Annotated in this window: 13 protein-coding genes; 4 read left to right on the top strand and 9 right to left on the bottom strand. The window is 60.2% G+C overall.

Translation table 11 applies throughout. The annotated features are described in order from the left end of the window. Positions 1–7: 7 nt before the first annotated feature. Positions 8–502 carry a prolyl-tRNA synthetase associated domain-containing protein gene (locus BN1125_RS11990; protein WP_042012511.1) on the top strand — a complete coding sequence of 165 codons (495 nt, stop codon included), beginning with the start codon at positions 8–10 and terminating at the stop codon, positions 500–502. A gap of 235 nt (positions 503–737) precedes the next feature. Here BN1125_RS11990 and BN1125_RS11985 read toward each other — a convergent pair whose 3' ends face one another. The 4 genes from BN1125_RS11985 to BN1125_RS11970 form a co-directional block, all read right to left on the bottom strand. Next, positions 738–1,598: a PA4780 family RIO1-like protein kinase gene (locus BN1125_RS11985; protein WP_042012510.1), complete on the bottom strand. Its 861-nt coding sequence runs from the start codon at positions 1,596–1,598 to the stop codon at positions 738–740. Positions 1,599–1,791: 193 nt separating this feature from the next. Further along, a complete protein-coding gene (locus tag BN1125_RS11980; protein ID WP_042012558.1) occupies positions 1,792–2,787 on the bottom strand; it encodes an LpxL/LpxP family acyltransferase in 996 nt (331 codons plus the stop codon). A gap of 150 nt (positions 2,788–2,937) precedes the next feature. Beyond that, positions 2,938–3,930, bottom strand: coding sequence for a lauroyl-Kdo(2)-lipid IV(A) myristoyltransferase (gene lpxM, locus BN1125_RS11975; protein ID WP_042012509.1), 993 nt, complete (start codon positions 3,928–3,930; stop codon positions 2,938–2,940). A gap of 186 nt (positions 3,931–4,116) precedes the next feature. Beyond that, positions 4,117–5,097 (bottom strand): TDT family transporter, encoded by a 981-nt coding sequence (locus BN1125_RS11970; RefSeq protein WP_042012508.1) that lies wholly within the window; start codon positions 5,095–5,097, stop codon positions 4,117–4,119. 102 nt (positions 5,098–5,199) lie between these two features. On the opposite strand from BN1125_RS11970, the gene BN1125_RS11965 reads away from it, so the two are divergent. Beyond that, positions 5,200–6,105, top strand: a complete 906-nt coding sequence (locus BN1125_RS11965; RefSeq protein WP_042012507.1) for a LysR substrate-binding domain-containing protein — start codon at positions 5,200–5,202, stop codon at positions 6,103–6,105. 95 nt (positions 6,106–6,200) lie between these two features. On the opposite strand, the gene nfo is transcribed toward BN1125_RS11965, so the two are convergent. From nfo to BN1125_RS11940, 5 genes are all read right to left on the bottom strand, one after another. Continuing rightward, positions 6,201–7,043 (bottom strand): deoxyribonuclease IV, encoded by an 843-nt coding sequence (gene nfo, locus BN1125_RS11960; RefSeq protein WP_042012506.1) that lies wholly within the window; start codon positions 7,041–7,043, stop codon positions 6,201–6,203. 321 nt (positions 7,044–7,364) lie between these two features. Further along, a complete protein-coding gene (locus tag BN1125_RS11955) occupies positions 7,365–7,694 on the bottom strand; it encodes a YbaB/EbfC family nucleoid-associated protein (protein ID WP_005333445.1) in 330 nt (109 codons plus the stop codon). Between the two features lie 114 nt (positions 7,695–7,808). Continuing rightward, positions 7,809–10,430 (bottom strand): DNA polymerase III subunit gamma/tau, encoded by a 2,622-nt coding sequence (gene dnaX / locus BN1125_RS11950; protein WP_042012504.1) that lies wholly within the window; start codon positions 10,428–10,430, stop codon positions 7,809–7,811. Between the two features lie 172 nt (positions 10,431–10,602). After that, positions 10,603–11,148, bottom strand: a complete 546-nt coding sequence (gene apt, locus BN1125_RS11945) for an adenine phosphoribosyltransferase (protein WP_042012503.1) — start codon at positions 11,146–11,148, stop codon at positions 10,603–10,605. A 132-nt stretch (positions 11,149–11,280) separates the two neighbouring features. Beyond that, positions 11,281–11,658, bottom strand: coding sequence for a YbaN family protein (locus tag BN1125_RS11940; protein WP_042012502.1), 378 nt, complete (start codon positions 11,656–11,658; stop codon positions 11,281–11,283). Positions 11,659–11,779: 121 nt separating this feature from the next. Between BN1125_RS11940 and dusC the strand changes: the two genes are divergently transcribed. Together dusC and BN1125_RS11930 are read left to right on the top strand one after the other, a co-directional pair. Then, the gene (gene dusC, locus BN1125_RS11935; protein WP_042012501.1) at positions 11,780–12,724 is read left to right on the top strand and encodes a tRNA dihydrouridine(16) synthase DusC; all 945 of its coding nucleotides are present in this window, start codon (positions 11,780–11,782) and stop codon (positions 12,722–12,724) included. A 96-nt stretch (positions 12,725–12,820) separates the two neighbouring features. Beyond that, positions 12,821–13,189: a TraR/DksA family transcriptional regulator gene (locus BN1125_RS11930; RefSeq protein ID WP_042012500.1), complete on the top strand. Its 369-nt coding sequence runs from the start codon at positions 12,821–12,823 to the stop codon at positions 13,187–13,189. Positions 13,190–13,483: the final 294 nt, after the last annotated feature.

Here is a 13,483-nt window from a genome sequence, read left to right as displayed (position 1 = left end):
AGTCTCTGTGGCAATCTATTCCCTGCTGGATCAGCTAACCATCCCCTACCAGCGTTTCGATCACCCCCCCGTTTTCACCTGTGTGGAGGCGAGCAGGCTGCTACCAGACCTGCCCGCCGCCAAGACCAAGAATCTCTTTCTGCGTGACCCGAAAAGTGAGCGGCTGTTTCTGGTGGTAACACCTGAAGAGAGCCGAGTCGATCTCAAGACGCTGGCGAGCACCCTTGGCGTCAAACGGCTGAGCTTTGGCTCCCCCGAACGGCTCGATGCGGTACTCGGCCTCACCCCGGGCTCGGTGACCCTGCTGGCCATGGTGCGCGATAGGGAAAACGCGGTAGAGCTGGTGGTGGACGAGGCCATCTGGCAGGCCGAGCAGGTGCAGTGTCACCCGCTGATCAACACCGCCACCCTGATCATCCGTCTCGACGATGTACGCCGTCTGCTAACCCATCTTGGGCGGGAAGCCACCGTAATGCGCTTGCCCACTGTCACCGGCGATTAACACAAATCCTGGCAGGGGGGCACTCTACCGCCAAAACGGCGGCATTGCTCGCGACACCATGATGAAAGAGTCAACTTGGCTGTAACCCTTGGTCTGACAGGCATGCAATAAAAAGAGGGAAGCATCATGCCTCCCTCACTCTGTCGCACTGATCCCCCACAGGTTGGGACTCAACATCCCTCAACTGACTTGCATTAGCCCCGCAGGCACTCTTGTTGAGACAGTGACGACACCATTAGTAGCTGTCTTCCTGCTCTGCCTTCAGCCAGGCCTGACGGGCATAGGCCTCCTCTTCAGCGCTCTCGATCTCGTGCAGTACCGCATCGAGATCGATGGCGGCGCGGCACTCTTCAAAGTGGCCGGTCAACTCGCTTTCGGGAGTGAGCTTGCCATCTTCAAACAGCGCCCACATCTCTTGGGCATAGCGGGTCTTGAGCAGCTCGGGGGCATACATGCCGTAGTAGTTGCGCATGTTGTTGACGTCGCGCGCCAGCATCGCCTTGGCCTGGTTGTTGGCTGCGGCATCCACCACCTGGGGCAGATCGATGATAACGGGGCCATGTTCATCCACCAGCACGTTGAACTCCGACAGATCGCCGTGAATAAGGCCGGCGCAGAGCATCCGCACCACATAACGGATCACCTTGTGGTGATCGATCACCGCCTGCTCGGGGGTGAGGGCCACGTCATTGAGGCGCGGCGCGACATGGCCATCCTCGTCGGTGATAAGTTCCATCAAGAGAACGCCATCAAGGCAGACATAGGGCTGTGGTACCCGCACCCCGGCCGCCGCCAGCTTGAACAGGGCGTCGACCTCGGTGTTCTGCCACACCTCTTCATGCTGCTTGCGGCCGTACTTGGAGCCCTTCTCCATGGCGCGGGCGCTGCGGCTGTTACGCACCTTGCGCCCCTCCTGATAGACCACAGCCTGCTTGAAGCTGCGCTTGGACGCCTCTTTATAGACCTTGGCGCAGCGGATCTCGTCGCCGCAGCGCACCACATAGACGTCGGCCTCTTTGCCGCTCATCAACCGGCTGACGACCTCATCGACCAGGCCGTCATCAACCAGAGGTTGGATTCGATTTGGAATTTTCATGGTCGCCCTTTTACCCTATTTACGCCCTCGAAGATAGCTCCGTGCACGCTCACCCGCCTCTCCCTTTCATATGAAACCCTGTTATCCCCTGTTTGCGCTGTTTTTGTCCACCTGTCCGCCTTAAAAGCCACCTGTAACAGGCCAGACGCGAGGTGCCTGTGTCAGCAAAAATGGCCCGCAAGCTGGCCCATTTTCAAGGTTCGGGCGGCAAACCCTGGCGAATACGCCGGATCCCTGCCTGGTAAAGCCCGTTGCGCCCTTCTTGGTGTTCTTGGGTTTCGAAGATCTTGAGAAACCACATGTACTGCTCGGGATGGCGGGCTACCTGCCGCTCCACCACCCGGTTCATCGCATTGACGTCTGCCAGCAGATCGGCGGTGGGATAAGGGTCAAAAGGCGGCTCGATCTCCAGCAGATAGCACCCCTCATCCTCGTCATAACTGGCGAAGATGGGCACCGCTTTGGCGCCAGTCAGTTTCACCAGTTTGGGCAGGGCCGGCAGGGTCGCCTTGGCGTGACCGAAGAAGGGAACGAACACGCTCGCCTCGCGGCCGTGATCCTGATCCGGCAGATAGAAAAAGCTGGCGCCAGCGCGGATCGATTTGATCGCCGGTTTGATACCGGCACTGCGCTCATACACCTTGCCCCCTTTGGCCCGCTCGCGGTTGATGTACCAGTCGAATACCTGATCTTTCGGGCTCTTCATCATGGTGCACATCTCGATGCCCATCAGGGAAAAGTAGCGGCCAATCATGTCGACCGCCCAAGTGTGAGGCACCACCAGGATCACCGGGCGGCCCGCGGCCTGCTCCGCTTGCACATGCTCCCAGCCGGTGACCTTGATGCGGCGGGTCAACCTGGTACGGCTGCGCCAGGTCAGCTCGCCAAAGCCCATGAAGGTCTTGAGACCGACTCTAATCGACTTGAGCAGCAAAGCCCGGCGCCCGGCGGCATCCAGCTCGGGAAAGCAGATTTTGAGGTTGGTATCGGCAATATAGGCCTGCTTTTTCGAGACGCGCAGCAGGGTCGGTGAGATCAGATCGGCAAAGCGATCCCGCAGCCTCGCGGGGGTAAATGCCAGCAGTGAGAGCAGGCCCAGCGCGCACCAGCTGCCCCACCATTTGGGATGCAGCAGGCGAACATGAAATGAGGTATCAAATACCGGATCTAACGGGGACATAGCGGCTATCAAGTCATCAAAAACAAACGGTTATTGTAGTTATCCTGACATTTTTTTCTACCCTGGGAAGCGTGGCCGCCGATCGGCAAGCCGCAGATCAGACCCGTAATCATAAAAAATGGCCCACCTGGGGCCATTTCAATAGATGCAAACTCAGGGTCAGCCGTGGGGCGGCAACCCCTTGCGGATCCGGCGGATCCCCTCTTCATAGAGGCCGTTCCTCCCCTCCTGATCCTGACGGGTATCGAAGATCTTGAGGAACCACATGTACTGACCAGGGTGACGGGTCAACTGCTGCTGCACCATGTCGTTCATCCGACAGGTATCGGCCATCCCATCCTCGGTGGGATAATTGTCGAACGGTGCCTCAATCTCCAGTCGGTAGCAGTGGTTCGCTTCGTCATAGCAGGCCAGCAGCGGCACCGCCTTGACACCGCTGACCTGTACCAGACGGGGCAAGGCAGGCAGGGTCGCTTTGGGATAGCCAAAGAAGGGAACAAAGAGGCTCTTCTTGCGACCATGATCCTGATCCGGCAGGTAGAAGAAGCTGCGACCGCTCCTGATGGTTCTGATCACCGCTTTGATCCCGGCGCTGCGCTCATAGACGCGGCAACCGTTCTTGGCCCGTGCACGGTTGAGGTGCCAGTCAAACACCGGATTGCGCGCCCGTTTCATCATGGTGCACATGGGCACCCCGCGCTGGGTGAAGCAGTAACCGGCGGCATCCACCGGCCAGGTGTGAGGCACCACCAGGATCACCGGACGACCGGCAGCCCGCTCCGCCTCGATATGCTCCCAACCACTCACCTGCATCCTGTTCATCAGATAACGCTGGCTGCGCATGGTGAACTCGCCGAATCCCAGCATGCTCTTGAGGCCAACCCGGATCGAGGTGAGTGCAATGGCATCGCGCTCTGCCGGGCTCTTTTGCGGGAAGCAGATCGCCAGATTGGTTCTGGCGATATAGATCTGTTTTTTAGAGATACGAAACACCAGCGGTGCCAATAGGTCGGCCAAACGATCGCGCAATCGCACCGGCACAAAGGCCAGCACCATCAAGACCGCCAGCGCCAGCCAGCTCAACCAGTAACGGGGATGCAACAAACGCGGTTTGAAAGTGGCGTGAAATATGGGGTCTTCTTGGATGGTCATCGATTAGAGTCAAGCGAAAAATGGTGAGGCATTGTAGTTGGCCTGACAGGTAATACCAGTGAATTTCCAGACAAACCAATAAAAGTACGGTCAATTCATTAATCTGCGAAAAAATAACAAAATGCCCCGCTTGGCGGGGTCATTTTGACGACGTGTTCATCAGGGGCACAAGAGCATCAAACGGTGTTAACGATGCGAGGGGTGCCCCTCGACAGCGGGCATCCGCAGCGGCAGAAAGAACATCAGGTAACGCAGTGCCACATACCCGACGATCACGGTTGCAACCCCCAGCTCGAAATGGGCCAGCACGCGGAGCTGCTCGACATAGTGACTCCCTTGCGCAAAACCTTCAACCAGATGGGCCAATTTGAACAGGGCGGTAGCACCGATCACCAGCGGGAAGGTGAAGGCGGCGTAACCCGGCGAGAAAGGCAGACGCAGCAGTTTGATGAAGGCCAGATAGATGATGCCGGTCATCAGGATGGCGATCCCCAGCAGCACGGCCACCAGCAGCAGCGACGGCGCCTGGCTGACGGTCAGGTAACCGGCCAGAGAGAGGCTGGCAGGGGCCGCCAGAATGGCGATGGTCGGTTTGGCGGCATCCGGCACTTCATGGCTGAAGATGAGACGATAGAGCATCAGCGGCAGCATCAGGCCGTAGCAGATGATCCCGAACCAGAGCAGACCGTTGGCCAGCGGTGCAAACTGACCGCCCGGGAAGGCCACGTCAGCCACGATGATCCCCACCGGCGGCACGAACCAGCTCGGCACCATGTGGTGGATTTCAAACTCTTTGGCGCGGTGCCAGACAAAGGTAGCGAGGAACAGCAGGTGAACCGCCACGGCAAACAGCCAGAGGGCTTCCCCGGCTTGTGGAACCAGCATGCCGAGCGCCTTGGAGACCACCATGGTACCCATGGCATAGGTCGGTACCACGCTACCCACCACAGGGTGAGCGAGATCCTGTAACAACAGGCGGGGGTGAAGCAGAAACTTGAAGGTCAGGATCACCAGCAGCACGGCCGCAACGGCGGCCCCCAGCAGTTGCATCCGGCCATCGAAGGGACCGGCATTTTCCCAACACCAACCAAGGCTGGCAATGCCCAACGCCAAACCCGCCATGGGAGTCGGCGCTTTGCCTAAGGATTTACGGGTTCTTGCGAACATGATGACACCTTTCTCTATCAGACTATGGCGATAGGATAATGGCCGCATGTCGTTTAGGATATCCAAATGAATTGAATTATATGTTCAGGAAAACCAAACACCATGAAGCTGACCCTGCAACAACTCAAGGTCTTCGCCACCATTGCCCGTTACGGCAACCTGGGGCTCGCCGCCAACGAGCTCTGCCTGAGCAAGGGGGCCGTCTCCCAGTCACTGCAGGAGCTGGAGCGCCAGCTCTCCACCCCGCTGTTTGACCGCATTCACCCCAGATTGCAGCTCAACAACGAGGGGCGCCTGCTGCAACCGGCCGCCGAGGAGCTGCTGACCCGGATGCAGGATATCGAGAACCTGTTCAGCCCCGATGCCGAGCCGAGCGGCCAACTGCGCCTTGGCGCCAGCCAGACCATCGGCAACTACCTGCTCCCGACCCTGCTCGCCAGCAGCAAGCAGGAGCTGGGGCTGCCCCCCAAGGTCACCATCAACAACACCCACCTGCTCTGCCACGCGTTGGCCAATTTCGAGCTGGATCTGGCACTGATCGAGGGGGAGAATCACCACCCCGACCTGCTCGCCGAACCCTGGCTGCAGGACGAGATGCTGGTGGTGGCCCCACCCGGCCACCCGCTTGCCGATAAGGTGGATCTCTCCCTCCCCCGACTGGGAGGCGAGATCTGGGTACTGCGTGAAGCACAATCGGGCAGCCACGAGCAGTTTATCCAACAGATCCAGCCCGAGTTGCCCCACTGGCAGGCCGGGCTTGAACTCAACACCCTGGAGGCGGTGATGCTGGCGGTGGAGAAGGGGCTGGGCATCTCCTTTATCTCCCGACTGGCCGTCTCCGATCGACTCAAAGATGGTCGACTGGTCGCCCTGCCCCTCGCCCGTCGCTTCCCGCGCCAGCTATCCCTGATCTGGCACAAGCAGAAGTACCACTCCGCCTCTCTGCGCCACTTTATCCACTTCTGCCGGGCTCAGGTGAACGATGCCGAGGTGGTCAGCGCAGAGTAACGCCCGCGCAGAGCACCGCTGGCAAACCAGCACACCAATGACGGAAAAGCAGAGAGGGAGCCGCGGCTCCCTCTCTGTTATTTGCTCGCTGAGGATCACTGCGTCAGACTGCGCAACCAGTTGATCTCCTCGCCCCAGATGGATTCGTCGATGGTTTCCAGGATCAGCGGAATGCGATCGAAGCGATCATCATTCATGATGTGATGGAACACCGCCTCCCCCAGATTGCCCTCCCGCAGGCTGTGGTGGCGATCGACCCGGCTACCAAAGGTGCACTTGGCGCCGTTGATATGCATCCCCTTGAGATAGTGAAAACCCACCGTGCGGTCGAACTCGGCAAAGACGGCGGCGCAACTCTCTGCGGTACGCAGATCGTAGCCAGCGGCAAAGGCGTGGCAGGTATCGAAACAGACTCCGACCCGGCTCTTGTCCTCCACCCCCTCGATGATGGTGGCGAGGTGCTCGAAGGACCAGCCGAGGTTGGACCCCTGCCCGGCGGTGTTCTCGATCACCGCCGTCACCCCTTCACAGCGCTCCAGCGCCCAGTTGATGGACTCACTCACCCGCTTGAGGCTGGCCGCTTCAGGAATTTGCTTGAGATGGCTGCCGGGGTGGAAATTGAGATAGCAAAGCCCCAACTGCTCGCAGCGCTTCATCTCGTCGAGAAACGCGTCACGGGATTTGGCCAGACCATCAGGGTCAGGGTGGCCCAGATTGATGAGATAGCTGTCGTGGGGCAGGATCTGCTCTGGCAGAAAACCAGCCTTGGCACAGGCCGCCTTGAAGGCGCGGATGGTGGCATCCGACAAAGGGGCTGCCTGCCACTGACGCTGATTCTTGGTAAAGAGGGCAAACGCGTTGGCCCCGATGGCCTGGGCGCGGGCGATGGTATTCTCTACCCCGCCGGCCGCACTGACGTGGGCTCCGATATATTTCATACAATCTCCTCAATACGGCAAGCCGCCATTATGCCGGTCCCGCCCGGCCACGCCAAACCGGGATATCCGATAGCGGGTATCGACAAATAGGGGCGAGCTTCCCCGAGGTACAGAGATTCATGGCGCTATTTGCCCGCCCTGTCGCGACTGCGACCCGCAAGCGTGCAGATCCATCCCGTCCGCGCCAGCATGGCGCCCACAAAAAAACGCAGCGTATCGCCTAGGCGATAACGGCTGCGTCTTTGGGTCTCTCGGCCGCCCCCCTTGCCGTGGCCCAAATGGCCAGCGACAAGGGAGCAAGAATGCGCGGGGAGAGTCGACTTAGAAGGGCATCTTGAAGCCTGGCGGCAGTTGCATGCCACCGGTCAGTTCGCCCATCTTGGCCTTGTTCTGCTCTTCCACACGGCGCACGGCATCGTTGCAAGCGGCGGCGACCAGATCTTCCAGCAGCTCCTTGTCATCTTCCATCAGGGAGGGGTCGATCTCGATGCGACGGACGCTGTGGCTACCTGTCATGGTGACCTTGACCATGCCAGCACCGGCCTCACCGGTCACTTCCATCTGAGCCAGCTGCTCTTGCGCCTTCTGCATACGCTCTTGCATCTGTTGGGCCTGTTTCATCAGGTTCCCCATTCCACCTTTACCAAACATATGTCGTCTCTCGTCTTGAAATCCGGCACCCAGCGCCGGGCTGTGGGCTTGTCTGTCCTAGATGGGGACAGCCAAACTGCTTTTCAACCGGAAGCGAACTCCCGGCCACGGAATTTAGCGGTTGAGGGGCTCGATGCTCTCGTGATGAAGCACGGCACCAAACCGCTGAACTAAAAACTGTACGTTAGGATCCTGATCCAGATCCCGGGTCACCTGCTCGCGCACCCCGAGATAGAGGCGGTGCTCGATCTCGAGGGGGGTCTCCTTGTCAGGCACCACACCAAGCGTCACCTCGACCTGCACCGGTTGCCCCAGCGCTGGCCCAATGATCTCGGCCAGATCGGCGCGCGCCTTGTCGCTGACCAGATGGCGCTGCTCGGGCTTGAGGGTTAGCAGTACCTTGTCCCCTTCCCGCGTCATCACCGAGTTGATGGCCAGCTGGCGCAGCCGCCCACCCACCTGAGTGTGGGCGATCAACTCGGCCCAAGGGTCGCCGCAACCATTGAGCAGTGACGAGGGGATAAGGCGGGTCGCCTCTCCCTCTTGCGGCTCGCTGTCGCTCTCGAGTTCATCCCAGTCGATGGTCTCCATCACCGGCTGAGGGGGTTCGCTCTGCACCACAGGGGCCACAGCCACCGCCGTAGTCGCAACGGGCGCGACTGGCTGGATCGCTGGGGCTGGCGTCACCGCAGGCACCGTAGCGCTGCGCTCGCCGGGTCGATAGCTCGGCTGCCCGTCGAGATCCCAGGGTGGCAGATCGGTTGGCTGGGCCGGTGCCGTGACGGGGGCCTGGCTCATCACCGGAGTTTGCTCGGCAAAGCCCTGATTGAGGTACTCTTCGTATTCCCCATTGTCACCCTGCGGCTCGTAACCGTCGCCATAGAGATCCACTGGCGGCAGATCATCATAGTGACCCATCGTCGCCATCCCCTGCCCGGCCGGTTGGCCGACCGGAGCTGGCTGTTGGGTGACGACAGGAGCAGCAGCGGGCGCGACAGGGCGAGCGGGTGCAACCGGCACTGCGCGAGGCGCGGGCGCCGCCGGAGCATCCTGACCCCGCTGGCGGCTGCGCAGCATATTTCGCTTGCCAAGCAGGCTCTGCATGCTCGATACCGCTGATACCGGTTCAGCAGCGGCGACAGACGTTGCTGTCGCTTCGAGCGCGGGCCCAGCTGCAGGCTCAAAGGTGGCGGTCAGCGACTCGCCACGGGAATAGTCAGCATCGGCTGCGGCAGGCGCTCGATCAGCATCAGCGGGTTGTACGGCTGAGTGCGCTGGCACATCGGGCTGCGCATGTAGCAACGCAGGCTCGGGTTGATACCCCATGCCCACAGCTTCGCGCAACAGCTCATCCTGCTGGCTGAACAGCTCGGCGGCTTGCGCCTCCTCCTCGCTATCTGCGGGGTTGCCGATGTCATCCACCATCGCAGGCAGGGAGACATCAACCGCGGGCACTGCACTGGTAGCAACAGGCGTGCTGGCAACAGGGCTGGCTAGCGGTGCAGGCACGGCGCCGCTGATCGGTGCCACTGCGGCCGATTCAGCGGCCGGGCGCTTTCCCGGCAAGGTGCCAACCGGCGTGGCGCTGCTCGCCACACTGCTCGTCATTAACGGGGGCAGCGCGGTGAGACTGGCCGGATGCAGGGCATCGCGCCTTGGGGAGAAGGCGAGCATCCGCAGGCAGGTCATCTCCAGCGCGGTGCGGCCATCGGGGGCCCAGGGCAGATCTTTCCGACCACCCAGCACGATCTGGTAGCAGAGCTGCACCTCTTCCGGGCTCATCGCCTTGGCCAGTTGCAGCAAGGAATCGGCATCTGCCCCCTGCTCCTGCACGCTGGCAGGCAGCAGCTGCGCCATAGCGATGCGATGGAGCAAGCCTTCCAGCTCTGCGTGGAGCTGATCAAAATCGGGGCCCAGGGTGGCGATCTCGGTGATCTTGGCCATGGTCGCGGGGGCATCTTGCCGCAAAATGGCTTCCAGCAGCTGGTGCAGATGGCGGTGATCGAGCGTGCCCAGCATCGCCAGAACGCTGTCGAGGCGCACGCTGCCGTTACCGTGGGCCAGTGCCTGATCGGTCAGGCTCAAGGCATCGCGCATACTGCCGTCGGCGGCTTTGGCCAGGGCCAGCAGGGCGCGTGGCTCGAAGGGCTGCCCCTCCTGATCCAGCACCCATTCGAGCTGCTTGGCGATCTGGGTCTGATCCAGACTCTTCAGATGAAACTGCAGGCAGCGCGAAAGAATAGTAATGGGCAGCTTCTGCGGATCCGTGGTTGCCAGCAGAAACTTCACATAGGGAGGGGGCTCTTCCAGGGTTTTCAGCAACGCGTTGAAGCTGTGGCGCGACAACATGTGCACTTCATCGATGAGGTAGACCTTGAAGCGGCCACGGGCCGGGCGGTACTGCACGTTGTCGAGCAGCTCGCGGGTATCTTCCACCTTGGTACGGGATGCCGCGTCAATCTCCAGCAGGTCGACAAAGTTGCCCTGATCGATCTCGCGGCAGGTGTCGCAGACGCCACACGGGTGGCTGCTGATCCCCTGCTCGCAGTTGAGGCTCTTGGCCAGAATACGGGCGATGGTGGTCTTGCCGACCCCGCGGGTACCGCTCAGCAGATAGGCGTGATGCAGCCGTCCCTGATCCAGGGCGTTGGTCAGGGCGGTCAGCACATGTTGCTGGCCTACCACTTGTTCAAACGTATGGGGGCGCCATTTACGCGCCAGAACCTGATAGCTCATAAATCCATCATGCAGGGAAGACAGGGCATTGAGGCCGGATGCTAACACAAATGGCGGAGCGGCTGTATCGGCGATCGGTTGGAGCGGGAGGGATCGCTTGATTTTCAAACCGATGCCCGCAAGGGCACCGGTTCAACGCAGGCCCGATGCTGAGGATCGGGCCGAAGAGGCATTACTCACCAGCCAGCTCGACCAGAGAGACCACCTTGACGCCAGCAGCGGTCAGGCGGGCATCACCACCCAGAGACGGCAGGGAGATGATGAAGGCGGCATCGGCCACAGTGCCGCCAGCACGGCGGATCAGCTTGACAGTGGCATCGACGGTACCGCCGGTCGCCAGCAGATCGTCCACTACCAGCACCTTGTCACCGGGCACGATGGCATCGGTGTGGAGTTGCAGGGTATCGGTGCCGTATTCGAGGGCATAGGACTCCTCGATCACTTCGCGCGGCAGCTTGCCCGGCTTGCGTACCGGCACAAAGCCCAGGCCCATGGCAAAGGCGACCGGCGCACCGAAAATGAAGCCACGGGCCTCGGTGCCAACAATTTTGGTGATCCCTTGATCACGATAATGCGCTGCCAGCAAATCGATGGTGGCCTTGAAGGCCTCTGCATTCTCGATCAGGCTGGTGATGTCACGAAACAGAATGCCCGGCTTCGGATAGTCGGGAATGGTCTTGATGCTCGCTTCGATAAATTTCAGGGTTTCCGGATTCATGTGTTGACCGCTTATTTTTTTGACCCAGGGGTGGCCATTTTTCTCAATTCCCTTCTGCGGGAAATAAAAAGCCCGTCACGCAAAAGTGACAGGCCGACTCCATAGCATTATTGCTGCAATAGCTTATGGACTTCACTTCTCCATTGCAACCGGCTCCAGCACTGGCAGACGCATTAACCAGGTGAGCAGGATCACCATTATGACAACCAGCAGCCCCTTGACCCACAGCAGTGGCACCACCACCAGCGACACCGAAAAGGTGAGCAAAATGAAGATAATGGCGCGCCGTCTGGCCTGGCGACGAATGCCGCGACACTGCTGCCAATCGACAATCGGCGGGCCAAACCAGGGATGGGTCAGCAACCAGCGATGAAAACGGGGCGATGAGCGGGCAAACAGCGCCGCCGCCAGCAACATGAAGGGGGTAGTCGGCAAGAGCGGCAGCACAATGCCCACAATACCGGTGGCAAATGCCAGCCACCCGAGCGCCATCAGACACCAACGCTGCATTCCTTCTCCTTGGGTGATTTATCTCCCTCTAGCCTAACAGAGTTTGAGCGGGTGCTGACAGCGGGCCGCAACCCCACTACAATCTGCGCTCTTTTTCTCTGTATGCCCTTCGGAACCGGTTATGCGCGTTATTTTGGCCCCCATGCAGGGGGTGCTGGATCACCTGATGCGGGAGGTGCTGACCTCCGTCAATCAGTACGACCTCTGTGTGAGCGAATTTATCCGGGTGGTCGACCAACTGCTACCCGCCAAGGTGTTCTACCGCCTCTGTCCTGAACTGCTGCAGGGCGGCAAGACCCGGGCCGGCACCCCGGTGCGGGTACAACTGCTGGGGCAACATCCTGAATGGTTGGCCGAGAACGCGCTGCGGGCCATCGAGCTCGGCTCCCCCGGGGTCGATCTCAACTTCGGCTGCCCAGCCCCCACGGTCAACAAGAGCAAGGGGGGCGCGGTGCTGCTCAAAGAGCCCGAGACCATCTACCGCATCGTCAAGGCGGTGCGCGAGGCGGTGCCCGCCCATCTGCCGGTGAGCGCCAAGATCCGCCTCGGTTACGAAGACAAGGTACTCTATCTGGAAAACGCCCAGGCGGTCTATCAAGGCGGGGCCAACGAGCTGGCCGTCCATGCCCGCACCAAACGCGAAGGTTACAAGGCCCCTGCCCACTGGGAGTATGTGGATGCCATCCGCCGTGCCCTGCCCATTCCCGTCACCGCCAACGGCGAAATCTGGGATCACCAGGATGCCCTTGCCTGCACCAGGGTCTCCGGTTGTGATGCCCTGATGGTGGGGCGCGGCGCCATCTCCCTGCCCAATCTGGCCAACGTGATGAAGAACGGCTGCCCGCACATGAGCTGGGCCGAGGTGCTGCAACTGATGGTGAGCTACACCGAGCAGGATCTGGCGAGCGAGAAGGCCGACTATTATCCCAGTCGCATCAAGCAGTGGTTCAGCTATCTCAAGCGAGAATACCCCGAAGCTGATCTGTTGTTTCGTGATATCCGGGTGCTGAAAGAGACTGCGCCTATTCGCGAGGCATTGTTGCAAGCGGCCAAAAGTCACGGCTAACCACGTTTAACTTGACGCATATCATCTTGATAGTGTTATCGGTTGCTTATACTGCCCCCATCTGTCGTCTGTCCTATGGGGGATAATGTGTGTGAAATGACGCAGGCACAGTTGACCGTATGGCGTAATCGCCTGCTGTCCGACTGGGCCCAAGTACGAGAAGATCTGATCGGTCAGCTCAAGGCCTGCCGCCGTGACGAATGTGCCGAGAAGGTAGATCACTGCGAGCAGGATCAACTGGTGGAGCTCACCAGCCGATTGGATCTGCCGAAAGTTGAACAGAGCGTAATGCGCCTCAAGCGGATCGATGCGGCACTCTGCCAGATGGATCTCGGCATCTACGGCCTCTGCTCCGACTGCGAAGAGCCACTCACCATCGATTTGCTGGAGCAAGACCCGACCCAGCAACGCTGCCCACGCTGTGAAGCACGCTATCGAAAGGGATTTCACGCTCACGAGCTCTGAAAGATGCACCAACCGGTGCATCCTCTCTTTACTATCTCACTGGTGACGCAGCCATTCCTGTCCAATACTCGACCATATGAGCCGCTTCGCGGGGATGGGTCGTGCACAGACTCTTGTTGTTATGGTGTTTATGCTGCCAGGCCGCAGCACCGGAGTCGTTGGTTGGGGCGACTGGCAACCCTTTAGCAGATGCCCCGTAAACGCTCGCCCAATCGGGCGGGGAGATAAGGGGTGCTAATCTGGTGTGTTCTGCGAGGCCACATACGCCTTGAGCGTTTCAATAGTGGCCCCGCC

The sequence above is a fragment of the Aeromonas fluvialis genome, assembly GCF_000819885.1.
GTDB lineage: Bacteria > Pseudomonadota > Gammaproteobacteria > Enterobacterales > Aeromonadaceae > Aeromonas > Aeromonas fluvialis.
The sequence above is the reverse complement of the archived record's forward strand: the minus strand, read 5'-3'. Positions and strand labels throughout refer to the sequence as shown.

Coding starts and splice junctions, on each gene's coding strand:
- lpxM (WP_042012509.1), bottom strand. CDS start 3,930: ATGACCATCCAAGAAGACCCCATATTTCACGCCACTTTCAAACCGCGT.
- BN1125_RS11940 (WP_042012502.1), bottom strand. CDS start 11,658: ATGCAGCGTTGGTGTCTGATGGCGCTCGGGTGGCTGGCATTTGCCACC.
- BN1125_RS11970 (WP_042012508.1), bottom strand. CDS start 5,097: ATGTTCGCAAGAACCCGTAAATCCTTAGGCAAAGCGCCGACTCCCATG.
- BN1125_RS11965 (WP_042012507.1), top strand. CDS start 5,200: ATGAAGCTGACCCTGCAACAACTCAAGGTCTTCGCCACCATTGCCCGT.
- BN1125_RS11955 (WP_005333445.1), bottom strand. CDS start 7,694: ATGTTTGGTAAAGGTGGAATGGGGAACCTGATGAAACAGGCCCAACAG.
- BN1125_RS11985 (WP_042012510.1), bottom strand. CDS start 1,598: ATGAAAATTCCAAATCGAATCCAACCTCTGGTTGATGACGGCCTGGTC.
- dusC (WP_042012501.1), top strand. CDS start 11,780: ATGCGCGTTATTTTGGCCCCCATGCAGGGGGTGCTGGATCACCTGATG.
- apt (WP_042012503.1), bottom strand. CDS start 11,148: ATGAATCCGGAAACCCTGAAATTTATCGAAGCGAGCATCAAGACCATT.
- nfo (WP_042012506.1), bottom strand. CDS start 7,043: ATGAAATATATCGGAGCCCACGTCAGTGCGGCCGGCGGGGTAGAGAAT.
- BN1125_RS11930 (WP_042012500.1), top strand. CDS start 12,821: ATGACGCAGGCACAGTTGACCGTATGGCGTAATCGCCTGCTGTCCGAC.
- dnaX (WP_042012504.1), bottom strand. CDS start 10,430: ATGAGCTATCAGGTTCTGGCGCGTAAATGGCGCCCCCATACGTTTGAA.